The organism is Nocardia sp. NBC_00565, assembly GCF_036345915.1.
In the GTDB taxonomy this organism is placed as follows: domain Bacteria; phylum Actinomycetota; class Actinomycetes; order Mycobacteriales; family Mycobacteriaceae; genus Nocardia.
The window spans coordinates 4,439,259-4,461,435 of sequence record NZ_CP107785.1 but is presented as its reverse complement, the minus strand read 5'-3'; the positions used below and the strand labels follow the sequence as shown (position 1 = coordinate 4,461,435).

General features: G+C 64.4%; 26 protein-coding genes and 1 pseudogene. 18 read left to right on the top strand and 9 right to left on the bottom strand.

What is annotated here, in order from left to right:
- The first annotated feature begins 196 nt into the window (after positions 1 to 196).
- A complete protein-coding gene (locus tag OG874_RS21425; RefSeq protein WP_330256895.1) occupies positions 197 to 919 on the top strand; it encodes a cysteine hydrolase family protein in 723 nt (240 codons plus the stop codon).
- 295 nt (positions 920 to 1,214) lie between these two features.
- Here the strand turns inward: OG874_RS21425 and OG874_RS21420 are convergent, their stop codons facing one another.
- The 3 genes from OG874_RS21420 to OG874_RS21410 all read right to left on the bottom strand — a co-directional run bounded on the left by OG874_RS21420 (position 1,215) and on the right by OG874_RS21410 (position 3,687).
- Positions 1,215 to 1,697: a GNAT family N-acetyltransferase gene (locus tag OG874_RS21420; protein ID WP_330256894.1), complete on the bottom strand. Its 483-nt coding sequence runs from the start codon at positions 1,695 to 1,697 to the stop codon at positions 1,215 to 1,217.
- Positions 1,694 to 2,614 (bottom strand): orotidine 5'-phosphate decarboxylase / HUMPS family protein, encoded by a 921-nt coding sequence (locus tag OG874_RS21415; RefSeq protein ID WP_330256893.1) that lies wholly within the window; start codon positions 2,612 to 2,614, stop codon positions 1,694 to 1,696. The genes OG874_RS21420 and OG874_RS21415 overlap by 4 nt, the downstream gene beginning before the upstream one ends.
- A gap of 167 nt (positions 2,615 to 2,781) precedes the next feature.
- Positions 2,782 to 3,687 carry a hypothetical protein gene (locus OG874_RS21410; protein ID WP_330256892.1) on the bottom strand — a complete coding sequence of 302 codons (906 nt, stop codon included), beginning with the start codon at positions 3,685 to 3,687 and terminating at the stop codon, positions 2,782 to 2,784.
- A 478-nt stretch (positions 3,688 to 4,165) separates the two neighbouring features.
- On the opposite strand from OG874_RS21410, the gene OG874_RS21405 reads away from it, so the two are divergent.
- Both OG874_RS21405 and OG874_RS21400 read left to right on the top strand, forming a co-directional pair.
- Positions 4,166 to 4,798 carry a cysteine hydrolase family protein gene (locus OG874_RS21405; protein WP_330256891.1) on the top strand — a complete coding sequence of 211 codons (633 nt, stop codon included), beginning with the start codon at positions 4,166 to 4,168 and terminating at the stop codon, positions 4,796 to 4,798.
- Between the two features lie 278 nt (positions 4,799 to 5,076).
- Complete coding sequence (locus OG874_RS21400) at positions 5,077 to 5,439, top strand: GFA family protein (RefSeq protein WP_330256890.1); 363 nt, start codon at positions 5,077 to 5,079, stop codon at positions 5,437 to 5,439.
- Here the strand turns inward: OG874_RS21400 and OG874_RS21395 are convergent.
- Positions 5,403 to 5,720, bottom strand: coding sequence for a hypothetical protein (locus OG874_RS21395; protein WP_330257717.1), 318 nt, complete (start codon positions 5,718 to 5,720; stop codon positions 5,403 to 5,405). The two genes, OG874_RS21400 and OG874_RS21395, sit on opposite strands and share 37 nt — an antisense overlap.
- 53 nt (positions 5,721 to 5,773) lie before the next feature.
- On the opposite strand from OG874_RS21395, the gene OG874_RS21390 reads away from it, so the two are divergent.
- Both OG874_RS21390 and OG874_RS21385 read left to right on the top strand, forming a co-directional pair.
- Positions 5,774 to 6,016, top strand: a complete 243-nt coding sequence (locus OG874_RS21390; protein WP_330256889.1) for a hypothetical protein — start codon at positions 5,774 to 5,776, stop codon at positions 6,014 to 6,016.
- A 1-nt stretch (position 6,017) separates the two neighbouring features.
- A complete protein-coding gene (locus OG874_RS21385) occupies positions 6,018 to 6,290 on the top strand; it encodes a hypothetical protein (protein WP_330256888.1) in 273 nt (90 codons plus the stop codon).
- A gap of 362 nt (positions 6,291 to 6,652) precedes the next feature.
- Here the strand turns inward: OG874_RS21385 and OG874_RS21380 are convergent, their stop codons facing one another.
- Positions 6,653 to 7,315 carry an HIT family protein gene (locus tag OG874_RS21380; protein ID WP_330256887.1) on the bottom strand — a complete coding sequence of 221 codons (663 nt, stop codon included), beginning with the start codon at positions 7,313 to 7,315 and terminating at the stop codon, positions 6,653 to 6,655.
- Positions 7,316 to 7,780: 465 nt separating this feature from the next.
- Between OG874_RS21380 and OG874_RS21375 the strand changes: the two genes are divergently transcribed.
- The 4 genes from OG874_RS21375 to OG874_RS21360 all read left to right on the top strand — a co-directional run bounded on the left by OG874_RS21375 (position 7,781) and on the right by OG874_RS21360 (position 11,504).
- Positions 7,781 to 8,803, top strand: a complete 1,023-nt coding sequence (locus OG874_RS21375; RefSeq protein WP_330256886.1) for a polyprenyl synthetase family protein — start codon at positions 7,781 to 7,783, stop codon at positions 8,801 to 8,803.
- The gene (locus OG874_RS21370; protein ID WP_330256885.1) at positions 8,800 to 9,216 is read left to right on the top strand and encodes a hypothetical protein; all 417 of its coding nucleotides are present in this window, start codon (positions 8,800 to 8,802) and stop codon (positions 9,214 to 9,216) included. Before OG874_RS21375 ends, OG874_RS21370 begins: the two co-directional genes overlap by 4 nt.
- Before the next feature lie 22 nt (positions 9,217 to 9,238).
- Positions 9,239 to 10,171: a terpene synthase family protein gene (locus OG874_RS21365; protein WP_330256884.1), complete on the top strand. Its 933-nt coding sequence runs from the start codon at positions 9,239 to 9,241 to the stop codon at positions 10,169 to 10,171.
- A 67-nt stretch (positions 10,172 to 10,238) separates the two neighbouring features.
- Entirely contained in the window at positions 10,239 to 11,504 is a 1,266-nt protein-coding gene (locus OG874_RS21360) for an FAD-dependent oxidoreductase (RefSeq protein WP_330256883.1), read from the top strand.
- Between the two features lie 260 nt (positions 11,505 to 11,764).
- On the opposite strand, the gene OG874_RS21355 is transcribed toward OG874_RS21360, so the two are convergent.
- Positions 11,765 to 12,721 (bottom strand): squalene/phytoene synthase family protein, encoded by a 957-nt coding sequence (locus tag OG874_RS21355; RefSeq protein WP_330256882.1) that lies wholly within the window; start codon positions 12,719 to 12,721, stop codon positions 11,765 to 11,767.
- 476 nt (positions 12,722 to 13,197) lie between these two features.
- On the opposite strand from OG874_RS21355, the gene OG874_RS21350 reads away from it, so the two are divergent.
- Positions 13,198 to 14,391 carry an IS110 family transposase gene (locus OG874_RS21350; RefSeq protein WP_330256881.1) on the top strand — a complete coding sequence of 398 codons (1,194 nt, stop codon included), beginning with the start codon at positions 13,198 to 13,200 and terminating at the stop codon, positions 14,389 to 14,391.
- Positions 14,392 to 14,657: 266 nt separating this feature from the next.
- Here OG874_RS21350 and OG874_RS21345 read toward each other — a convergent pair whose 3' ends face one another.
- Positions 14,658 to 14,996, bottom strand: a complete 339-nt coding sequence (locus OG874_RS21345) for a hypothetical protein (RefSeq protein ID WP_330256880.1) — start codon at positions 14,994 to 14,996, stop codon at positions 14,658 to 14,660.
- A gap of 178 nt (positions 14,997 to 15,174) precedes the next feature.
- Positions 15,175 to 15,417 (bottom strand): annotated as a pseudogene (locus OG874_RS44795) (LLM class flavin-dependent oxidoreductase); the annotation flags it as partial.
- Positions 15,418 to 15,586: 169 nt separating this feature from the next.
- On the opposite strand from OG874_RS44795, the gene OG874_RS21340 reads away from it, so the two are divergent.
- From OG874_RS21340 to OG874_RS21330, 3 genes are all read left to right on the top strand, one after another.
- On the top strand, positions 15,587 to 16,219 hold the full coding sequence (locus OG874_RS21340; RefSeq protein WP_330256879.1) for a TetR/AcrR family transcriptional regulator: 633 nt from the start codon (positions 15,587 to 15,589) through the stop codon (positions 16,217 to 16,219).
- A gap of 59 nt (positions 16,220 to 16,278) precedes the next feature.
- Positions 16,279 to 17,253 carry an NmrA/HSCARG family protein gene (locus tag OG874_RS21335; RefSeq protein ID WP_330256878.1) on the top strand — a complete coding sequence of 325 codons (975 nt, stop codon included), beginning with the start codon at positions 16,279 to 16,281 and terminating at the stop codon, positions 17,251 to 17,253.
- Positions 17,254 to 17,526: 273 nt separating this feature from the next.
- Entirely contained in the window at positions 17,527 to 18,291 is a 765-nt protein-coding gene (locus tag OG874_RS21330) for an SDR family NAD(P)-dependent oxidoreductase (protein ID WP_330256877.1), read from the top strand.
- A gap of 528 nt (positions 18,292 to 18,819) precedes the next feature.
- Here OG874_RS21330 and OG874_RS21325 read toward each other — a convergent pair.
- The gene (locus OG874_RS21325; RefSeq protein ID WP_330257365.1) at positions 18,820 to 19,152 is read right to left on the bottom strand and encodes a winged helix-turn-helix transcriptional regulator; all 333 of its coding nucleotides are present in this window, start codon (positions 19,150 to 19,152) and stop codon (positions 18,820 to 18,822) included.
- Between the two features lie 174 nt (positions 19,153 to 19,326).
- On the opposite strand from OG874_RS21325, the gene OG874_RS21320 reads away from it, so the two are divergent.
- The 5 genes from OG874_RS21320 (at position 19,327) to OG874_RS21300 (ending at position 21,955) form a co-directional block, all read left to right on the top strand.
- Positions 19,327 to 20,052 (top strand): DsbA family oxidoreductase, encoded by a 726-nt coding sequence (locus OG874_RS21320; RefSeq protein ID WP_330256876.1) that lies wholly within the window; start codon positions 19,327 to 19,329, stop codon positions 20,050 to 20,052.
- Between the two features lie 67 nt (positions 20,053 to 20,119).
- The gene (locus OG874_RS21315) at positions 20,120 to 20,659 is read left to right on the top strand and encodes an SDR family NAD(P)-dependent oxidoreductase (RefSeq protein ID WP_330256875.1); all 540 of its coding nucleotides are present in this window, start codon (positions 20,120 to 20,122) and stop codon (positions 20,657 to 20,659) included.
- Positions 20,660 to 20,842, top strand: coding sequence for a hypothetical protein (locus OG874_RS21310; protein WP_330256874.1), 183 nt, complete (start codon positions 20,660 to 20,662; stop codon positions 20,840 to 20,842). It abuts the gene before it with no gap.
- 77 nt (positions 20,843 to 20,919) lie between these two features.
- The gene (locus OG874_RS21305) at positions 20,920 to 21,291 is read left to right on the top strand and encodes a DoxX family protein (protein ID WP_330256873.1); all 372 of its coding nucleotides are present in this window, start codon (positions 20,920 to 20,922) and stop codon (positions 21,289 to 21,291) included.
- Between the two features lie 25 nt (positions 21,292 to 21,316).
- Positions 21,317 to 21,955, top strand: a complete 639-nt coding sequence (locus OG874_RS21300) for an NAD(P)-dependent oxidoreductase (RefSeq protein WP_330256872.1) — start codon at positions 21,317 to 21,319, stop codon at positions 21,953 to 21,955.
- Positions 21,956 to 22,177 lie beyond the last annotated feature (222 nt).

The window sequence follows — 22,177 nt, the reverse complement described above, 5'->3', positions numbered from 1 at the left end:
GTCACGGAGCCACCCTGCTCGCATCGAAATCGGCGACGACGCAGCGATCGGGGAGAACGTCGTGATCTCGGCGGTGGCATTCCTCCGGATCGGCCACACAGGGACGGCCTTCCGATATCGAGCTGATTTGGCTGCCATGCGCCTTTTCTCACCGGCACAATTGATGTCCGTCGTACTAGGGGAGGAGCGTGTGTTGATGCCGACGACTGTGCTGCTGATGATCGATCTGCAGAACAGCTACCTGGTTCAGGATGTGCGGGACGCCCTCGGGTGGCCGCCGATCTGGCGCCTCGATGAGGTCGTCACTGAATGTCGATCACTTCTGACCGCGGCCAGAGCGGCAGCGATACCGGTGATCTACTCGCGTCAAATACCCAGCCCGGCAGGGCAATTGGCCTTCAACCCTCGAGCCGGACGACATCGCCGATACCGGGCAGAGCGGGTGCCGAAGCTGACGCCGCAGGACAAGGCGTGGCGATCTCAGTTGATGGATGCGATCGCTCCCGAACCCGGCGATCTGGTGTTGGAGAAGACCAGGCACAGCTTCTTCGCCTATACCGAGCTGAATCCGATTTTGCGCAGCCTCGGGGCCCAGCGGCTCATCGTCGCTGGGCTGCAGACCAATGTGTGCGTCGAGGCCACCGTACGGGCGGGCCTGGAACACAACTTCGAGGTCGCCGTCCCCGAGGATGCTGTCAGCACCGACGGGCCCGCACTGCATTACGCCGCGCTGAATTCGATGCGTGTCCTCTACGTCGAAGTCGCGCCGTGGCGAGACCTCATCGATCCCGACGCAAAATGGGAGACCGCGTTCACCACCCCGAACTACGGCCGCGATACCGCCTATTGGATCGACCCTGTGACCACCTCCCGCGTCGACGATTCCGGCGCCGATCTACCCTCGGGCGCGCGTCCATAGAAGACCCCTGTGCTTGAACCCACCACCCTGACCCATGTCGACACACTGCTGCTTCCAGTGAAGGAGCCCTTCCATTTTCGCTACACGCTGTGGAAGCCATCGCATTTCGCCACCGGTCTCGAACAGCACAGCCACGACACCAGCTGGCGAACCTTTCCGTGTGGGCGAACACATCACCACGAGCCGGTGGAGTGCTTCGACGAAGTCGGTGCCAACGGGGCGAGGTTCGGATTGATGGGTCCCTTACCCGCATCACGTGGCTGTGTGTCGGCTGCGAATCCCGCGCAGCCCGGTTTCATTGGCTCAACAGCAATTCGTAGACGGCCCGGCTGCGTCCGGGCCCTTTGTAATCGGTGATCACCGAGACACCGTCGATCTGGTGGTCGCCGGGTACGTTGACGAATCCGAGGGTGGTCCATGTGGCGTGTGCTGCATGGTTTTCCGGCTCGGAGGTCAGATACATCCGCTGACAGTCCCATTTTTCGGCTTGGGTGCGGATGCTTGTCAGGAGCGCTCGGGCGATTCCGCGTTGCCGGTGATCGGGATGGATCATGACGTCCTGGATATAGACGTCTGCCGGGTTGTCCTGGCTGCGGAACGCGATCACGGCGCCGGTGATGTTGTTGTCCTCGTCGGTCATGACGGGGCAAGTCGAGGAGAACAGCTCGGCGTAGAGCCAGTAGTCAGACAGGCCGCGGGCGTGGATATAGGGCTCGCCGAGCTCCATGAGGTGGTGAATGTCGTTGATGTGCTGGACCTGCAGAGGGGTGATGATCATGGGCGCTCCTTTGCATGGATTTTTCGGACGATGCTGGTCAACTGGTATACGAGGTCGGCGGGGGCGACGGCATCGGCGATGCTGCGGCCGATGATGGCGATGTCCCAGTGGGTGCTGCCAGTGAGTTCGTCGTCGGCTGTGCTGAATCCGCCGGACACTGCGACGGGGAGTTGGCTGCAGCTGCGGATCGTTCTGGCCGTCGCGAGCGGGTGGTCACTGCCGACGCCGAGGTCGATGTTGGTGGTGACGACGAAGCCGTCGATTCCGGTGCGTTCCATGTCGCGCAGCCACGCGGCGTTGACGTGAGCGCGCGGTGTATCGAGGACGAGTGCGACGCCGAGGCGGCGTGCGGCCGTCACTGCGGCGGAGACGCTGGCGGTGGATGCTGGGCCGATGAGCAACACTACGTCTGCGCCGACTTCGGCGGCGAGTTCGACTTGGTCGCGGCCCCAGTCGGCGGACATCATTTCAGCCACGACCGTCGTATCGGGTGCGGCGCGTTTGATCGCGGCGATCGCTGCGACACCAGATCGTTTGATCAAAGGGTCGCCGACCTCGATGAAATCGGTTCCGGCATCGACGGCGGCTCGGGCGATCGTGATAGCACGGTCGAGCGAATGCACATCGAGAGCGACCTGGAGGGACCTGCAGCCGCGCCGCCGCCGGTACTGCTCGCGGACGCTTCCTATGTCCGCGTGAAGGGCATACCGTCGACGAGTTGCGCGGGCCTCACGAGTGGTGAGCCAGTGCGCGGATGATTCGCCTCGAGCGACGAGGGATTGTTCGAGGTCAGGCGGAAGCGCGATCCAGCCGGTCCGCAATTCTCTGAGCAACCCGAAAAGCGCATCGTTCACCACTGCCGACGCCTCGAGGCAGCTGTCGGTGCCCAGCAGACGAATTCGTGCCAGGAGTTTCATTGCCAACGCTGGCGGCGAAGCCCAGTCGGTCTCGCTGGCAGCAGTGGCGATAACGGTGCTGGCGAGCGTGGGATCTGGTAGCGGCGTTCGTGTTCCGGACAGGACTCCCTGCAGTGCGCGTTCTCGGACGTGCCAGTTGCGGTCGGTGAGCAGAGTTCGGAGACAAGTCAACGCTGAGGTGGTTTCGACGTTCCGACTACACGGGCGACGGCTGCTCGGACCTTGTAGTCGTCGTCGCGAACGAGCCGGTCGACGATCCGGCCGACGTTCACTCGGGTGATGGTGTGGTGTCCGAGTAGCGCTTCGGCGAGCGCGGCGCGAACTCGCCAATCCAGATGCGTCAGAAGCTGTTCGAGCAAGTCTCCGCCGTCGTGGCCGACTGTGGTGAACAGGTCGAAGTGGCGGGCGAGGAAGGCGGCTTCCCCCACATGGTCGAGGTCGATGCGCTCGAGTATGCGGGTGCTGATCCGAATATCGAGGACGCGCTCGATATGGCGGGCGATGTCTTCCCACATCTGCGAGCCATGGGTCTGCAGTTGCTTGATCACCCATGGCGCGTGCTGATCGGCAAGCCCTGCCGGAAGATTCGGTGTGGCAAGGAGCGCACGGGCGAGCTGGCGTGCCGGGGCCTGGTTGCAGCGGTGCGCACAGGCGCGCAGAACATCATCGGAGACGGATATGCCCTGTGCCGCTGCTGATTCGATCAACATAGGCAACGCGACATCCAGAGTGGTCGATGGTGCCAGAGCAATCATCTCAACGAGGTTCGGCGCAGATGCGCTCAGGGCGCAGACGACGAAATCGAATACGCTTTGCACCACCGCGGACCGGGTGGCGTGCACGGCGAGTTCGTTGAAGGCGGTGACTGTCGACGCGGATCGGCCGCGCGCGGTCATCTCCTCGACGATCCGGGTCGCCAGGAAATACTCGCGGAATACGTCATGGCTGAACCGAATTCCTCCTCCGGGCGCCTGCTCGACAACTGGCACTGCAGCTCGCCCGAGATCTATGCGAGAGGGATCGCTCGGGACCAGTACCGCATCGGTCAGCGACTCGGGGATCACGTCGGGCATGAGTACACACGCGATCTGCGTCAGATGGTTGATGACAATCTCGAAAGGTTGTCCGCTGCGGGCGAGAAGTGTTCGTAGGCAATGATCGATCAGATGAAACGCCCCGTTGACTTCGGGGCGTGCCTCGGCGGAATCTCCTGCGCTACACAGCATTTGCATGTACAGGGGGATTCTCGCGAGCGATTGCACCGACTCCGGCGGGGCGGTGAACGGCACATGATCGTCGTGGCGCTGCTGTTCCCACACCTGGCGGGCTTCGGTCGGGGTCCACCCAGTCAGTGAGTACGAGGTCGCGCTTGCGGTACCCGGGGGGCCGAAGGTAGCTGCTGCCAGGACCGGGTAGGCCGAAAGATCAAGTTCCGGCGCGCAACGTGGCGCCGGTGCAGCAGTCCCGTGGAATAGACCACAGGGCTGGGATGGTTGGGTTCGGTCACCGGGACGGTCGAATTCGGAAGACGGGCGAGTGATGGAGTACGACGTGACACGAACCGCACTGGTGGTGGTCGATCCCTACAACGAGGTTCTCGCAGAGGGCGGCAAGGTATGGCCGCGACTGCGTGAAGTGGTCGAACGGGTGGGTACCCGGGAAAATCTGCAGGAACTGCTTGATACGGCTCGCTCTGTGGGTGTTCCGGTGGTGTATGCCCCGCATCGCCGATGGCGTCCCGGTGACGGTGACGGCTGGCAACGGGCGTCCCGCCCACAGGCCGCGCTGGTAGAGGCGCAGCTGTTCGCGGAGGGCAGTTTCGGAGGCCAGTGGTATCCGGCACTGGCACCGGGTGAGGGTGATGTGGTGGCCCACGAGCATTGGGGGATGAGCGGTTTTGTGAATACCGACCTGGATCTGCAGTTGCGTCTGCGCGGAATCGAACAGGTTGTCATTGCAGGCATGACCGCGCCCGGCTGCGTCGAGGGCACAGCGCGCCACGCCATGGAGCTGGGATACCGGGTCACGTTGGTGACCGATGCCACCGCGGCATACAGCGACGAGTTGATGCGCGCCGCACATCATCTCACGGGACCACTATTCGCCGAACGGATCCTGCCCACTCGTGAGGTAATCACCGCGCTGACAACGGGCGTCTCCCCAGCGTCGGCCAGCGCACGATAATGCCGCATATCGGTCGTTCGGTAACACGGCATCCGCCAATCAGCAGCGCGACAGCCTGTTCCACTTCTGTACGGCCATCGGAGATTTGTACGGCCATCGGAGATTCCACGACTGGCAACCTCGCGGTCCTCCACGGTGGCGAACGACCGCGTGGCAGAGTGGGCTGGCGCCTGCTCCGCGCGGAGGCTGTTCGAGGTTGAGGCCAGCGTCGTGGCTCACGCGTACAAGCACGAGCGACCCTATTCATACACGCATGGTGCCTAACAACAAGGAGCGATGTGACCGGCGGATGTCTTTGCGGCTATATCCGGTTTTCCGCGACCGGTGACCCAGATTTCCCGCATTTATGTTCTTGTGCGCACTGCCAGCGGCTTTCGGGTGCGCCAGTGATGTCATGGGTGTCTTTCCCGGAGGAAGGTTTCGAGTGGACCGGTCCCGGTGGGGCCCCGACCTGGTTCGAGACCTTCCCGCAGATCTGCCGGGGGTTCTGTCCGAAGTGCGGGTCGTCGGTCGGGTCGAAGGGTGATGAAGCCGGCATGGTGGGGGTCACGATCACGGCGTTGGATGATCATGCCGACCTGGTGCCGGTCAAGCAGAGCTTCGCTCACAATGCAGTTTCGTGGCTGCCCCCGCTGGGATAACCTGGCGCGCCGCGCGGGACGGACACGCTATGCCCGTCCCGCGCGACCGTCCCCTCGCCAGCTTTAGGCGGTGGAGCCAGGGTGATCAACACCGGTCCGGCTGGTGCTAGCCGTGCCAATCGTTCTGTCTCCGAACGCTTTTGCCGCAAGAACGACAACGTCAGATCGATCCCTTCGATCTCGCCGAGCCAGGATTCGTGGGTGGCGCGGGCTCGCCGCCCAACCAGGTCAGCTTCGATCTCAGCCAACCGCGGCAACATCTTCGGATTGATGTTGAGCATCGGGCATCGTATGCAGGCTCCGCTGCCCGGTCCTGCGGGTGGGGCCGGCCCAAATGGGTCGACTGGAACAGATTCGAGACAACCTCACCACACGCATCACCGAGGCTGAGCGCGAGGGCTGGCTCGGTGAAGCCGAAGGCCTGCGCGTCAGCCTCGCTGCCGCGAACGACAAACTCGCCCAGCTCGACCAACGCACGCAGCAAGCTGCCACTGTGTTTCTGAATGTCCCAAAGTTCCCCGAAATCGCCAGCAGCACAGTCGCTCTCCCCGAGCCGGGAACGCGGGACAGGATCTGACATGCCCGAACCGCACGAGCCCAGATCGCAGGCTGACCCGCACCTCACGGATCTACTCACGGTGCTCGACGACTTCCTCCGGTGCCCCGATCTGCCCGTGTTCGACCTACTGACTGAATTCATGAATCTACGCGGCAGCAGGCACGCCGGCTTCGATGCCTGCAACCTTGTCGATGACCTGAGTTTCACCGCCTACCACTATCGCAATGACGCAGGCGACGAAGTCGTCCTGCAGTCACAAGGGCCTTGGCCAGTGTGGGCGGCACGCTTCTGATGACGGCAATTGTCCTGGGCAACAGCCAGACTTGTGAACGGGTCTTCCGACTGCTGCACTGGATCGCTAACCGGCCAGAACTCCTCGCACCGGGACAAGCGAATGGTCTCGCCGCCTGCGAGGGTGCAGACCGGCGTCAGTATGGGCGTCCAAGTCGCAGAGGACAGCCTACGAGCCCCAATTAGGGCGCAAAATCAGCCGACCCCGAACAAGCACCCGCAGGGTCAGCGCACCGCAACACCGATCAAGATCAAGACGTGAGCCAAGTCAGGTCTTTGATGCGACCCGTCAGCCCGAGCGTTGGCCGGACGGTGACGGGCCCGAGTGGCCCGTCTCTAGGTGGTACACGAACTAATGCAAGTTCAGAGAAGCCAGTGAATGTGCGCGTTACCGTCGCTGGATCCCATCGAGAACAGGTCCAGGCGTTCAGGATTCATCGCTTCGGCGACACCCCTGGCCACTGTGTGGACAGCGGATTGCAGTCGAAGATATTCCTGCGGCGTCAGGTCCCGGGCGACGTCCTCGACGTGTCGGCGGGGCACCACCAGCACATAGCCGGGCAGCGTCGGGTACTTGTTGAGGAAACCCACGTGTTGGCCGTCGTCATAGACGGTCTCATGCTCGAAACCAGGTGTCCCGGTAAGGAACTCGCAGATGAAGCACCCTCCGGTGCGCACCCGTGTCTCATAGCCCGTGATGTCCATCGGGACGCGTCGCTGTCGCATCTGGGCGGCAGTGTCGGTTGACGCCTCGGGTTTGGTGGCAATCAGATGGAAGAACCGGGCGCAGTCCAGGTACGGCCGGCGGTCGGCCACAGCGTTCTCCAACCGCAGCAGCTTGTCGAAGAACACGGGTTCGTGCTTGGCTTCGTCGTCGGCGATCAGGTCGCACACCGCACGGACCCCGTAACGCAGCGGCGGGTTCATTCCCGCGCTAAGGACGTATCCGACGACTTCATCTGCTGTGCGGGAAGCGTATTCCAGACCGTAGGTGGCCGACTCGCGTCGCAACCGGCGCAGCGGCACGAGCTTGGGTGCCCGCCTCATTCACAGGGTAGCCGTGTGTTTCGACGAACTCGGGGAGCTCAATGGGTTGGCGTTGGGATGTGTGCGAATTTGTAGATGGGGTTTCAGGACTGACCATTGACCGATCGGATCCCTTCAGGTGGTTACCTGGCGATCCGCTCCGACGACCGGGTGGAGAACAGGTTCGCGCGCTGGTGCTGCGATGGGACAGACGGAGCCGAAATCTGTTCCGAAAGGTGTCGGCCGACGGCCGTTTGCGGACACTCGAAGCTGGGCAGCAACGGTGGGGTTGGGTCCGAAACGTCAACTGCCGCCTGGCATGTGGCGTAGTCTGAGAGTCGTTCGGGTGGGCTTCTCACTTGGGATACCGAGGTCGATCGGGGATACCGATATTTTGTGATCCGTTGCCTGGTCGTCGGGGTCACGGGTTGGGGGACCGAGGTTCGCGGACAGGGGGTACGGCGCGTGAACGCGGTATCGGATATCGAGCAGCCTAAGAGCGTCGACGCGGCCCGGGTGCTTGCCGATGCGCGTCTGTGGGTCGAGCCCGCGGTCCGGGCGGCGGTGGTGGAGCTGCCGGAACCGTTGCAGCGCATGGCGTTTCACCATTTCGGGTGGTCGGACCTCGACGGCGCGTCGTCGGGCAAGATGGTGCGGGGCGCGTTGACACTGGCCGTCGCGGCAGGGTGCGGCGTGTCGACTACGGCGGTGCCGGCTGCGGCGGCGGTCGAGTTGCTCCACAATTTCACCCTCGTTCACGATGATCTCATGGACGGCGACACCATCCGCCGCGGCCGGGTGACGGTGTGGCGTCGCTGGGGTGTCGATGACGCTGTCCTGCTCGGAGACGCGCTGCACGCCTTGGCGATCCGAACCCTCACCCGTCTGCCGGGCGGCGTGGTCGGGGAGGCGGTCGACCGGCTCGAGTCTGCAGCGGTGCAACTGTGTGGCGGGCAATATGACGACATCGCGTTCGATACGCGCCCGCAGGTGACGGTGGCCGACTATCTGGACATGGCCGCGGGCAAGACCGGCGCCCTGATGGGGTGCGCCTGCGCCTTGGGGGCGTTGTCGGCGGGCGCGGACACCGACACCGTGGCCGCGTTCGACACCTTCGGTCGCGAACTCGGGCTGGCCTTCCAGATCACCGACGACCTGCTGGGCATCTGGGGCGATCCGTCGGTGACCGGCAAATCCGCCGGCAACGATCTGGCCCGCCGCAAACGCACTTTTCCGGTGGTGACTGCGCTGGAATCGACCGGCGCCGACGCCGCTGAACTGCGCGAACTGTACGCCCGCTGCGGGGAGATGACCGACACCGACATCGCCCACACACGCGACCTTCTCGACCGGGCCGGCGGACGGACCGCGGCACGCTGCCACGCTGACCGGCACCGACGCGCGGCGATCGACGCCCTGCCACCCCACAACGGCACCGACGCCGCGCTACGCGCCCTTGCCCGGCTGGCAACCGAAAGAAGCCGATGAACAACCCGACGCATAGTCCCACGACCCGGGCCGACAACCGCAAGACGACCGGGATCCGGTTCCTCGCCGCGCGCGAGCACCTGCTCTATGGCCCGCTCGGCCGAGGCCCGCACATGGGCTCCTATCTCGAGGGTATGGGCCATGTCATCGGCGGCAATACCCGCTGGCATTTCCATACCCCCGGCTACAACGGCACCGGGTACGTATGGAACGGCGTCACCAGCGGGCCGGTCGCCCGGTACCCCGACCACACCGTCGACGGAGACGAGCACAACAGGGCCGAATCGAGCTGTGACGACGAAGCCGTCGACGACCCGGGTGAGGCCGCGGCGATCGCCGCCCGTCGCGAGCGCAGCGCGATCCCCGACATGAGCGGTACCGCCCGAAATGGCAGATGGCGTTGGAGATGGTGAAGTCGCTACGGAGGTGGTCTGGTTGAGCGAGTTGGTGCCGGGCACGACTGTGCTTCGCAAGGTTCTGGCCGATCTCGAACAACGTCACCCAGGGCGTGCGAGTCAATACCTGACGCAGGCGCAGTATGAGACCGAGAAATGGGCCGCACACTTCGGACTGCCCAGCGAGGAATATGAACGGACTCGAAGCGGATGGTGCGCGGCATATGCGTTTCCGAACGCATCGGCATCCATGACCCAGGTAGCGGCGGATTTCATCGGGTGGCTGTTCACCTATGACGACAAATGTGAACGACACGGTCCTACCACCATGTTCGAGAGCGCATCCACAATCAATAGGCTCCTGGATACCGGTGAGCTGTCCGAACGACCGAATGAATTCCAGCTGGCGCTGCACGATATACGAAGTCGGTTTCTTGATCTTGGCGGCGCCCAGTTTATCGTTACCGTGGCCGACAGCATGCAGAAGTATCAAAGCGGTCTGGTCTTCGAAATACCTTATCGGCTGGCCGGTATACCACCGACGCCGCTGGCCTACGAACGCATCCGACCGTGGTCCATTGCCGGCGACCTTGTGCTCGACATGCTCGAGCTCGAGTGCGGCGTTCGTGTGCGCGACCAATCGAAATCTCTGCGGGACCTGGCCATCTGGATCAACACATGCATCCACGATCTGCATTCCTATCCCAAGGAAGCAGCCGCCGGAGACCCGATAAACCTGGTCGCGGTCATGTCGGCGGATCGTGACGTCTCTGTCGACATTGCAGTTCAGCTGGTTGCCGACGAATGTGAAGCACTACTCAGCAGTCTGGAATCGCAATGCCTTCCCGATGGTGACCCGGACGGGAGCTCAGCGAACTTGTTCGGTCCGGCACTGGTGGATCTGACGCGGGGCATGCTGTCCTACGGTCTTACATGCGAACGCTACATCCGGCAGAAACACCGCCAAACCTGACCGGTGGGCCTACATCGGATTGCGGAAAACAGCCTGTCACCCCGCACATTCAGAACGGAGATACGCAATGGCTCGTCCGACGGTCGCGGTAGTTGGTGCAGGGGTCTCAGGTCTGATGGCAGCGTATATTCTGCAGGGCACCCACGACGTAACGATCTTCGAGGCTCGGAATCGGCTGGGCGGCAACGCTGATACACGCGACTTCGCTCTGATGGCAGACGGTGGAACAGTCCCGGTCGATGTGGGGTTCATCCTGTTCAACGACGAATACCGCAACCTGAATCGGCTGTTCGATGAACTTGGGGTCGAGCGTCGACCGGCGTCGATCTCCATCGACGTTGTTTGTTCGGACTGCGGATTCCACGACTTGAACTCTCGCGACCCGTTCGGCCGGAGTGCGCTGGTGCGGCCGGATGCGATCGAACCTCTTCTGTGGAGCAGGTTCGACGCGGATTTGGCACGATTTCCTACCGACGTGTTGGCTGCGATGGACTCCGATCGGGACCGCCTCACCGTCGGGGAATTTATTGAGACGATGGGGTATACCGAATACTTCTTCCAACATTTCCTCTATCCACGGTCCGTTCCGTTCTTCCTGATGAACAGTGACGATCTCCGCCGGACGCCGTTGGAGTTCATGGTGCAGACCCTGAGTCGCTACCAGGCGATCGGGCCTGACGGGTTTGCGAATTGGTTCTGCGTTGTCGGTGGAAGTCGTGTGTACGTCGACAAGATCGCCAGACGGTGCCACGCTGTTAACACGGATTGTCCGATCACCGAAATACGAAGACAACCGGACATGATCAACTTACGCGACGGATTCGGCGCGACGCACCGCTTCGACAAGGCGGTCGTCGCCACCGAGGCGGCTACCGCATTGACAATCCTCGCGGACGCTTCGATACGAGAGCGCGCGATTCTGGGCGCATTCCGCTATACACAGCCGGATCTTGCCTGGCACACGGACCTTTCTGTGCTCCGCTCCGCCGGCAGAGACGATCACAGTGCGATCCGGATGACGCTGTCCTGCAAAGACCATGAGTCCGAAATCAAAGGTTTGAGTATCGACTTGAATATGCTGGAGAATATCGACACACCCACGCCAGTCGTGTGTACCTTCAACGACGACGACGTCGATCCCGATGCCGTTCTTGGTCGATCATCCTTTCAACATCCGGTATTCGATCGTCGCGCCGTGCAAGCGCGATCGCTGCTGGCCGAACTGGGCGACGATCGACTTGCCTTCGCTGGTTCCTATCACGGTGACGGCTTCCATGAGAGCGGCTGCGAATCCGGCGTTGCCGCAGCGCGGAAGCTCGGGGCAGTGTGGTGACCCACTTGGTTGCTGGTACTCGAGGTGGTGCCGCCGCACCTGAACGAACGGCAGCGGCGTTAGGCGTTGGCCCGGCAGGCCCGGATATAACCTCAGGCGATGTGCAACTGCAGCGACACCGCAACAGTTGATTCTTTACGTTGACCCCAGCCCAAATGCACATCACTGAACTGTTTCTGACGCCCATCGAATTAGAGCTCCGGCCGCAGCGGCCTCTTCTCTGCAACCCAAGTGGTGCAGCAGCCGCGGTTGCTGGCAGCTCACGACGGCTGCGCCGCCGGAGGGTCCGATCCCGCGTAACCAGGCAGGGCTTTTGTCGAGGCGCCCATACGACGAGAACGGGCCAGCAGGCGCAGGCCCGTCACCTTCCCGTCGTGGTAGGGGCGGCGGATGATGGCGACCCCGCGAGACTCGACGTCGTCCAGACGCTTGTGGAACACGCCGATCACAAAACGAAACACCGGGCGGTATTCAGGGGCGACTTCACCGAGGACCCGTTCGCCCTCCACGAGTGAGGCACGCGCGGAATGCGCTGTGGCCGATAGCAACGTCCGCACTCCAGCGGTGTCCAGTCCCTGTTCCAGGTCCGCACGCGTCGCCCTGTGTCGGTCGAGGTCGGAAACCGGAAGGTACAGCCGCCCGCCGCGCAGGTCCTCGAACACGTCGGTGAGGTGGTCCGCCCGCTGCGACCCTTCCGAGAGCAAGCGGACCGAGGATATGAAGGATTGCTCCGGGACCAGGCGCGGGACAACCTCGATACCGAGCATGAAAGACGGCAGCGAAACCGTATCGACGTAACGCTGGAAGTCCGCTTCCTGAGCGAATCCGGGAAACTCCAGGTCGGCGCGAGTGCCCGCTATATACGCGTCGATCCACGTGCGGGACAGGTTCAGCAGATCGGCGGAGTGCAGATACGCACGTACCAGCCGATGCTCCGAACTGCCGGTATCCAGCGCCGTACCCACATGGTCGGCCCATTCCTCGAACCGCTGTGTCCGCCCCTCGACAGGGCCACTGTCGCAGAGGTCATCGGTGTAGCGCGCCAACGCCACCGCGGCGGCTATGTGCGGCAGGCTCTCCGGCGGAGCCAAGACCTGCATCGGCCCCCAGCCCTCGAAATGCTTGCGCAGGGTATACCGTGCTGCAGCCGAAAAATCGGCGCGCGCCGTGTCGCCCCGCACACCTGCCGAATCCAGACAACGTCGCCACGTCCGCATGAACACGCACCTAAGATCGGCTGTTACGCAAGGGAATTCGACTGTACCCCTGCATTCACGCCCGCACTGTGGATTCAAGGATGGTTTCCGGCCCAACGCGCGGAACGAGATTCAGCGGGGAGAATGCCGTTTGAGCCGTAACACCCTCCGGCCGGCCACACGCTAGGGACTGGGATGCGTTGCGCTACGACGTGAACCGCTCTACACCGCACCCAACCCCGTGACTCTTCTCGCGACTGCTCCTCACCCGTTACCTTCTTCGTGGCCCTGCAACCAGGGCCACGGTCGCCAGGCCCGGTATGACTTCTTGCCCCTGTCTTTCGCATGATCCGGGGGGTGGTGTCGCCGGGTTCTGGTGGCGTCGACGGACCGCTGATAGGGACAGGGCCGAGCGTAGGTCTCTTCGTAACGTGGGTGCCGGGCGTTGACGCCAGATCGGGCGGCCGTGCGGGTTCGACGCGACGAAGGAACGACGATTGGCACAGGCGTATGCCGTGTACTGCGGCGTTGACGTTGGTAAGGGCGAACATCATGCGGTCGGGCTCGATCCGGCCGGAAAACGGTTGTACGACAAGGCATTACCGAACGACCAGACCAAGCTGCGCGCGGTCTTCGATCGGCTCGCCACCCGCGGCCCACTACTGATCGTGGTCGATCAGCCCAACACCATCGGAGCCCTGCCCGTCACCGTCGCCCGCGCCTGCGGCCACGACGTCGCTTACCTGCCCGGCCTGGCGATGCGACGCATCGCCGATCTCTACCCCGGGCAAGCCAAAACCGATGCCCGCGACGCGTTCATCATCGCCGACGCTGCCCGCACCATGCCGCATGCGCTGCGCCGGGTCGACACCGGCGACGAAGCCCTCACCGAACTCGGTGTCCTGGTCGGCTTCGACGACGACCTCGCCGGAGAAGCCACCCGCACCATCAACCGCATCCGCGGACTGCTCACCAGCATCCATCCCGCCCTCGAACGCGTCCTGGGCCCACGCACCTCCCACCCGGCAGTACTCGAGATCCTGTCCCGCTGCGGCGGCCCGGTCGGTATCCAAGCCGCCGGACGCCGCAAACTGACCGCCATCGCGGTCAAGCACGCCCCACGCATGGGTGCTCGCCTTGTCGAGGAAATCCTGGCCGCGCTGCCCCAGCAGACCGTCACCGTTCCCGGCGCGCGCTCCGCGGAGATCGTGCTCCCCAAACTCGCAGACTCACTGAAAACCACTCTGCTGCAACGACAAACCCTTGCCGAAGACATCGAGAGGATGCTCGATGACCACCCTCTTTCCAAGGTCCTGACCTCGATGCCCGGCGTCGGAGTCAGGACCGGCGCCCGCATCCTGCTCGAAGTCGGAGACGGCTCGGCCTTCGCCACTGCCGGACACCTCGCCGCCTACGCCGGCATCGCCCCGGTCACCCACCGATCCGGCAGCTCCATCCGCGGCGAACACCCCGCCAGATCCGGCAACCACAAGCTCAAACGCGCCTTGTTCCTGTCGGCCTTCGCCGCACTGCACGACCCAGCCAGCCGCGCCTACTACGACCGCAAACGCGCCGAGGGCAAGAAGCACAACGCCGCCCTCATCTGCCTCGCCCGCCGCCGCTGCGACGTCATCTACGCCATGCTCAAAACCAAACAGCCCTATCGAATTCCACAGCCCGCCACTGCTTGAGAGGAACCATAGGGACACCCCCCCCGCACGTAGAAGACGTGCGGTGAACCGGTGGTCGGCTGGCCGAGCGCGCGTGTCGGAATTCGTCTGTACGAAATGCCGCTCGATCGTGGTGGTGTTGGCCTTCGTCTGGATTCGATGTCACAGATCACCTGCACAATGCAACCTTGCTGATGCTGGACATCCGGATTCCGCGTCCGCCTCATGTCCTGCCTCGACGTCGATCAGCAACTCAGGCCGACGACTTGTGCCTTCGCGGCCCGATCTCAACTCTGCGACTTACAAGCGAACGTGCGACGGAATTGCCGGGTGGTCAGTTTCCAGGTTGCGCTCGCAATCTGTGGGATTCCGTCGGTCCTGCCGTGCTCGGCGCAATAGGTGTTGACCCAGTTGACGACCTCGTTGATGAGGCTGTTCGTTCTCTGGATCGACATCGCTGGGACGATCTTGTTATTGCGGTGGTTGAGGTGGCGGAACAGGATGTCGATGCCGGGGCCCTGCAATTTCTCCAGTACTGCGATCGCGCGCGAGCCCGGTTCTCCGATGATCCAGGTCGCCTCGATTCCAGCGGGGTCGGATTCGCCCTTGAACGCTCGGCTGGTCACCGTCCATCGGTAGGGGTGCCCGCGGCTGTCGAGGTAGGTGCGCACGGCGCCGCGACGAAGGTGTTTCAGTACTGGTGGAGTGGACGTATTCGGAATGTGCGGTATTCCTCGGCTCGACGCTCGCCTCGACCATCGGGGCGTGGCTGATGCCGATGCCGTGGACGAACCGGCCGGGGTAGGCGGCGCCCAGGGTGGCCGCTCCTCCTTGCATGGTGGCCGGGTGGCGTGCCCACAGGTTGGCTATCCCGGTGCCGGTCACGATCCGCTCGGTCGCCGCCAACAACAACGATTGGTGGGCGAAGGCATCTTTGCCGCCTAATCCCTCTCCGCGCCAAATCGAGCCGTAGCCAAGCTTGTCGATCCGGCGGACCGCCTGCCGCTCCTGGTCGATCGGTACCGGTGATATCGCGAGCAACCACACCCCGACGGCCCCAGGCGTTGCCGGGCGGACCCGACGACTTCATTGCGGATCATTGCGGAACCTCCGCGATTGATTGTCGGTGCCCTGGTCAGTGCATCTGGGTCGCCGTCCGAAACGGCGCTATCCGATCTAGTTACAGCATATTCATTCAAGTACTACTCTGTTGAATATGAACCGCACGTACTCGTCACCGCTTCGCGTCGAACAGGCTCGAGCCACCCGGCGACGGATCCTGGACGCGGCGCGGGCGCAGTTCATCGACGGGGGATGGACGGCGACCACCGTGAAACTCATCGCCGCCGCCGCCGCCGTTGCGCCGGCCACGGTCTACGCCGTCTTCGGAACCAAGCGGGCGGTGCTCTCCGCGCTCATCGACGAGGCCATGGCCAGTGCCCTGCCCGACCCCGAGCACCCGGAAGCCTGGCCCGACATCGCCGGCCATCCCGATCAAAGGCAGCGGGTCCGGCGACTGGTGACCCTGCTGTCGGTGTCCCTGCCGCGGGTGGAGCCGTTCGAGCGGGTGGTGCGCGAAGGCGCCCGCGCCGACGAGGAGATCGCCGGTCTGGCCCGCGACCTCCTGGAATGGCGCCGGGCCACCGCCGTCCGCGTCGTGGACGTCCTCGCCGGCCAGGACGGTCTGCGTCCCGATCTCAGCCGGGAGGAAGCCGCCGACCTCGTCTTCGCCCTCGCCGGCCCCGAAGTCCACCACCTCCTCGTGCAGATCCGGGGCTGGTCACCGCAACAATTCGACGCCCACCTCGCCGACCTACTGGGCCGGCTCATCCCAGACCTGCTCGCCTAGGCGAGACCAGGACTTCGATTCGTCGAAGCAATTCCCAAGAATCACCAAAGGAGTAGATGATGACCGACAAGAAAATCATTGCCGTAGTCGGCGCGACCGGCGCGCAGGGCGGCGGCCTGGTCAGGGCAATCCTCGCCGACCCAGAGGGTCCTTTCACCGCGCGCGCTCTAACCACGAACGCCGACTCGGGCCGGGCGTGTGAACTCGCCTCCCAAGGGGCTGAGGTCATCGAGGCAGACCTCGACGACGAGACCAGCCTGCGCAAGGCTTTCGACGGCGCATACGGCGCCTATGTGGTCACCAACTTCTGGGCGCAGCGGACACCGGAACAGGAGAACGCCCGCACCCGCGCCCAGATGGAACTCGACCAGGCCGCCGCAGCAGCCAGGGCCGCCAAGCACGCCGAACTACAGCACGTAGTGTGGTCCACCCTCGAGGACACCCGGCCGCACTTCGAGCGCCTGGGCATTGACGTCCCGGACGCACTGGGCAACTACAAGGTCCCGCATTTCGACGCCAAGGGTGAAGCGAACGCGTTCTTCACGGCGCTCGGAGTGCCGACCACCTTCCTGCAGACCACCTTCTACTACGAGGCTTTCCTCCAAGGGCAAGGCCCGCACCGCAACGACAACGGCGAGCTGGTCCTGACCCTCCCGATGGCCGACAAGAAGCTGGCGCTCATCGCGTCCGAGGACATCGGGAAGACCGCGCTCGGTGTCTTTCGTCGCGGTGATGAATTCATCGGCAAGACGGTCAGCATCGCGGGCACCCACGCCACCGGAGAGGAACTCGCCGCGACGTTCACCGCGGCCCTCGGCGAGAACGTCATCTACCGACCGTTGACCACCGACGCGATGCGGGCGTCCGGGCAGCCCATCGCCGTCGAACTCGCTAACATGTTCCAGTTCTATTCCGATGCGTCGGAATACTTCACCGGCGTCCGCAACCTCGACCTGGTCCGCGAGCTCAACCCCGAACTCCAACCGCTCGACACCTGGCTGACCCAGCACAAGAACGAGATCCCGCTCGACTGACTTCCCGTCCGAGTTCCCCGAACCGACCATAGAGCAGCGTCGGCTGCGCGTCCCCATCTGGCGCACGTTCCCGCTCGCCCAAACTGCAACTGCGCTTGACGCCAGCAACACAGGGCTCCTCAACGGCAAGATCGTTGTGCTGCCGTAGCAGGGGCGACACCGTGACGAAATATCACGAGGAGATTTCGTCCGAGCGACCCTGCGCAACGCCGATCGGCAAGGCCCTGCAGGAGCACCCGTCTGGGGTGACACAGTTGAGACCAGGAGGTAGCTATGGGAATACTTGACAACAAGGTTGTGCTGATCACCGGCGCCGGAGGAGGTCTCGGCCGCGTCGCGGCGCAGACCTTTGCGCGAGAAGGCGCAAAGGTTGTCGGGTGCGACATCAAGGTTGATGCCAACAACGAGACGGTCGAACTCATACGTCGCGCCGGTGGTGAGATGACTGGCATCGCGCCGATCGATCTCACCGACCCCGAACAGGCGCGGAAGATGGTTGAGGATGCCGTCGCCGCCTACGGCGCGCTCGACGTCGTCTGCAACAACGCGGCCATACAATACTTCGGCCCGATGCCCGATTTCTCTATCGATGACTGGCGGGCGACCATAACTGGCGAACTCGACATTCCCTTCTTCGTGTCGAAGTTCGCATGGCCGCACCTGGTCCGGCGCGGTGGCGGTGTCATCATCAACGTCGCGTCCGTGGCAGGCATGATCGCCGCAGAGATCCCCCCGATAGTCGGGCACGCCGCAGCCAAAGCTGGCGTCATCGCCATGACGCGACAATTAGCGCTTGAAGGCGCACGCTATGGGATCCGTGCGGTGGCGATCAGTCCCGGGCCTTTCCTGACCCCGGCCAGCGACCGCGACCTCGGCGACAACCAGGCCGCCCGGGACGCGATAACCAAAAAGACGCTTCTCGAGCGCTTCGGTCAACCCGCGGAAGTCGCGGAGCTCGCGGCCTTCATCGCTTCTGACCGGGCGTCTTACATCACAGGCGCCAACTACCCGGTCGACGGCGGCGCGACCGCTTGGTAGAGCCACAGGGCGCGGGCTCCACCGTCTTTCGACCCGGGGACGGTTCCGGGCTGGGGCGTTCCCGGAGAATCCTCCGAGAAGGCCTTGGGGCGCGTTCAAGATGACGTCACCGCGATGCTCGGTATCACCGCAGGCAGCGACGCAAAGTTGGTGCGACAAGCAAACATTCGTAACCGAGCGGTTAAGTGCTTCATCGATCCGCCAGAACAGGACGACGCGTTCACTGTGGACGTTATGCCGGCGCTCCGCCAGGGCGACGGACCCTTTTGATTCCGAGTACACGCGATGAGGAGTGGTCGACGGCGGATCCGGAGGATCTCATCGAACGGGTCGAGCAGTGTCAGGCCGGGCCGGAAGCTGGGACGCGGGGTGTTCCGTTCACCGGTCGGCTAACGGAACAGCTTCTGATCTTGATGCCATGGACCAAGCTGCCTCTGCCGATGTTCAGGGCTGGTGGACAGCGCGATCCGCAACGACACCAACCACTCGAGCCGCCGTCGCGTCCCCAAACAACCGACCGATCGGATATCAGGGTGCGGTGGCGATGTGGGCCCGGTGTTCGCGGATCTGGCCATGGTGGTCTGCAACCCAGGTGATCAAGGACGTGACGATCTGGTGGAGGCTGTGGCCCAGGGGAGTGAGGGCGTATTCCACACGCGGCGGCACCTCGGCGTAGGCGGTTCGGGTCACCAAGCCGTCCTGCTGGAGTTGGCGCACGGTGAGGGTGAGCATCCGCTGGGAGATGCCAGGGACTTCGCGCTGCAGGTCGGTGTAGCGCAGGGGGCCAGCCTCCAGTGTGGCGATCACCAGCATGCTCCACTTGTCGCCGACCCGGTCCAAGATCTGCCGGACGAAGTCCATCTGCTCAGCGGGGATGGCGGCGCACGGCCCCCGGCCTACTGGGGCATCGGGTCGGTCTGCGGTGTCCATGGCGCACATTTCCCTCCGGCACAGACATCAATGTGCCTTTTGTACGGCCTTCCATATTGGTCCATCATGGCGCTACGCACAAATCGTAGGAATTGGAGGTGCGTCATGAAGGTCGAGATCTGGTCCGAGATCACCTGCCCCTGGTGTGGTCTGGGCAGCCACCGTCTGGACCGCGCCGTGCAGCGGTTCGAGCACGGCGACGAGGTGGAAGTGGTCCACCGCTCGTTCCCGCTGAGCGACCGTTACCCGGTCGGCAGCATCATCACCGTGCGCGAGGCCACGCTGCGCAACTACGGCCTGGCCGGCGCCCGCCTGGAGGCGACGACCGGCAAGATCGAGGCGATGGCCGAGCGGGAGGGCCTGAGCCCCTACCGGGTGCTGGAGAACGAGGTCGGCAATACCCGGCTCGCCCATGAGTTGCTTGCCCACGCCTCGGTGGAGGGCAAGAACCGCCTCGCGTGGGACACGATCTTCCGGGCCTACTTCGGTGCGGCTCGGCCCATCTTCGGCCTCGACGAGCTGCTCGACTTGGCCGACGAGATCGGCTTGGAGCGCGAGGAGACCCGGCGCGTGCTCACCGAGGGCCGTTTCCGGCAGCAGGTGCAGGACGAGCTGGAACTGGGGCAGCGTCTGGGGGCCACCGGCGCGCCGTTCATCGTGGTCGACGGCCGGTACGCCGTTGCCGGAGCGCAGGACACCGACACTTTGCTCGGCATCCTGCGCCAGGTCTGGGACGAGACCCATCCAATCGTTGTCGTTGCCGAGAGCGACGCGGCGATCTGCGGCCCGGACGGCTGCGCGGTTCCGGTCGCTGGCGCCGCCCACGCCTGATCCACACGCCTGCCGGGCATCCGGTCCCCGCATGTCCCGGCGGTTACTACACGAAAGAGTTCTGACTGTGCCTACTCTCGCCATCGCCATCGCCATCGCCATCGCCATCGCCATCGCCATCGCCACCGTCGGCGCCGGCCCCGGCATAGGCCTGGCCATCGCCCGCACCTTCGGCAGGCGCGGCTTCGACATCGCCCTGATCGCCCGCACCAAGCAGAAACTGGAAACGCTGGTCGACCAGCTCGGCCAGGAAGGCATCACGGCCACCGCATTTCCCGCCGACGTCCTCGACCGCGCTTCACTCACGGATGCCCTGGACGCGGCCAAGGTCCGCTTCGGCGGCATCGACGTACTGGAGTACTCGCCGGCCCCGCACTCGCCGGTGCCCGGTCACGCCCTGGCCGCTCCCTCGGAGGTCACGGTGGACAATCTGCAGCCGCAGATCGAGTACCTCTTCTACGGCGCCATCACGGCGGCCCGGGCGGTACTGCCCGCCATGCGGGAGGCCGACGCCGGGACCCTGCTGTTCACCACCGGCGGCGGGTCGGTGGATCCCATTCCCATGCTCGGCAATGTCAACGCGGCCTCAGCAGCTCTGCGCAACTAGGTGCTCAATCTGGACAAGGAGCTGGCCGGCAGCGGTGTGCACGCCGCGCACGTGGCGATCAGCGTGTGGATCGGCGACAGCGGCCCGGAGGGCATCCCGACGGCCACGCCCGAGCAGATCGCCCCCCTGTACTGGGACCTGCACGAACGCCGAGACCGCTCCGAGGCCGTCTTCAACGCCTGACCGGCCGGCCCACCCCGCTCCCGGGAGGGGGCTTCGGCTCACTCCCTACCCCGTCCTACTCCGCCAAGGAATCCGACGTGAACGTCTTCTTGTGGATCGTGCAGGCCGTGCTGGCCGCCCTGTTCGCCATGGCAGGGGTGATGAAGTCCACCCAGCCCAAGGACAAGCTGGTCGGCCAGCTGCCCTGGACGGCCGACTTCTCGCAGGCCACCGTCCGCTTCATCGGCCTCGTGGAGTTCGCCGCCGCGCTCGGGCTGATCCTGCCCGCGGCCACCGGCATAGCCCCTGTGCTGACCCCGCTGGCCGCGACCGGCCTGGTCGCGGTGATGGTGCTGGCCGCGATCACCCACGCCCGCCGGAAGGAACCCGGCGCGATCGGCTTCAACGCCGTCCTGCTGATCCTGGCCGCCCTGGTGGCCTGGGGCCGCTTCGGGCCCTACAGCTTCTGACCCCAACCTCAAGGAGCACTCCCTGATGCGTATCACCGTCTTCGGCGCGACCGGCGGCATCGGCCACCTCGTCGTCCAGCAACTCCTCGACGACGGCCACCAGGTCGTCGCCCTGGTCCGCACCCCTGCCAAGCTCAGCCTCACCCACTCCCACCTCACGGTCGTCACCGGGCAGCTATCCGACCGCGATGCCGTCGAGCAGGCCGTCAGTGGCGCGGACGCGGTGATCAGCGCGCTCGGCCCGTCTCTGAGACGGTCCGCGACCGGCACCCCGGTGACCGAGGGAACCCGCACCATCGTGCAGGCCATGCAGACCCAGAAGGTGGCCCGGTTCATCGGCCTGGCCACGCCGTCGCTGGCCGATCCACGGGACAAGCCGCACTGGAAGCACAAGGTGCTGCCCCTCATGGCCGGGCTGACGATCCCCAACGCGCTGGCCGAACTGAAGGGCATGACCGCGGCCGTCACCGACTCGAGGCTCGACTACACCATCGCCCGCATCACCAACCCCACCAACAAGCCCGCCACCGGCCGCATCCGCTCCGGCTTCCTCGGCCACGACGGTGTCGGCTCCGCCATGAGCCGCGCCGACATCGCCGCGTTCCTCGTCGCACAGCTCACCGACACCCGCTACCGGCGGGCCATGCCCGCCATCAGCAACTGACCCCACATCCCGCCCTGGAGTCGGGTGAACGAACTCCAGATCGGTGACGACCCTGCCGCGTGATCACCCTGAACGGTCTCACGCTTCGCGCTCGCAAAATATGGTGGCCATTCCGCAATCCGGGACGGCGTGAATCATCTTGAGCTGATACGGGATTGGTTCAGAAGGTGGGAGACGGGCCGCGCGGCGCGCGTCTGCCACCGCTGTCGGATGCGGCCCGGA

Bases quoted from the DNA above. Each gene is read 5' to 3' on its own strand.
- OG874_RS21330 (WP_330256877.1), top strand. From the start codon at position 17,527: ATGGGAATACTTGACAACAAGGTTGTGCTGATCACCGGCGCCGGAGGA.
- OG874_RS21300 (WP_330256872.1), top strand. From the start codon at position 21,317: ATGCGTATCACCGTCTTCGGCGCGACCGGCGGCATCGGCCACCTCGTC.
- OG874_RS21395 (WP_330257717.1), bottom strand. From the start codon at position 5,720: ATGCTCAACATCAATCCGAAGATGTTGCCGCGGTTGGCTGAGATCGAA.
- OG874_RS21415 (WP_330256893.1), bottom strand. From the start codon at position 2,614: ATGAAACTCCTGGCACGAATTCGTCTGCTGGGCACCGACAGCTGCCTC.
- OG874_RS21420 (WP_330256894.1), bottom strand. From the start codon at position 1,697: ATGATCATCACCCCTCTGCAGGTCCAGCACATCAACGACATTCACCAC.
- OG874_RS21320 (WP_330256876.1), top strand. From the start codon at position 19,327: ATGAAGGTCGAGATCTGGTCCGAGATCACCTGCCCCTGGTGTGGTCTG.
- OG874_RS21335 (WP_330256878.1), top strand. From the start codon at position 16,279: ATGACCGACAAGAAAATCATTGCCGTAGTCGGCGCGACCGGCGCGCAG.
- OG874_RS21385 (WP_330256888.1), top strand. From the start codon at position 6,018: ATGCCCGAACCGCACGAGCCCAGATCGCAGGCTGACCCGCACCTCACG.
- OG874_RS21410 (WP_330256892.1), bottom strand. From the start codon at position 3,687: ATGCCCGACGTGATCCCCGAGTCGCTGACCGATGCGGTACTGGTCCCG.
- OG874_RS21370 (WP_330256885.1), top strand. From the start codon at position 8,800: ATGAACAACCCGACGCATAGTCCCACGACCCGGGCCGACAACCGCAAG.
- OG874_RS21340 (WP_330256879.1), top strand. From the start codon at position 15,587: ATGAACCGCACGTACTCGTCACCGCTTCGCGTCGAACAGGCTCGAGCC.
- OG874_RS21390 (WP_330256889.1), top strand. From the start codon at position 5,774: ATGGGTCGACTGGAACAGATTCGAGACAACCTCACCACACGCATCACC.
- OG874_RS21355 (WP_330256882.1), bottom strand. From the start codon at position 12,721: ATGCGGACGTGGCGACGTTGTCTGGATTCGGCAGGTGTGCGGGGCGAC.
- OG874_RS21360 (WP_330256883.1), top strand. From the start codon at position 10,239: ATGGCTCGTCCGACGGTCGCGGTAGTTGGTGCAGGGGTCTCAGGTCTG.
- OG874_RS21325 (WP_330257365.1), bottom strand. From the start codon at position 19,152: ATGGACTTCGTCCGGCAGATCTTGGACCGGGTCGGCGACAAGTGGAGC.
- OG874_RS21425 (WP_330256895.1), top strand. From the start codon at position 197: ATGCCGACGACTGTGCTGCTGATGATCGATCTGCAGAACAGCTACCTG.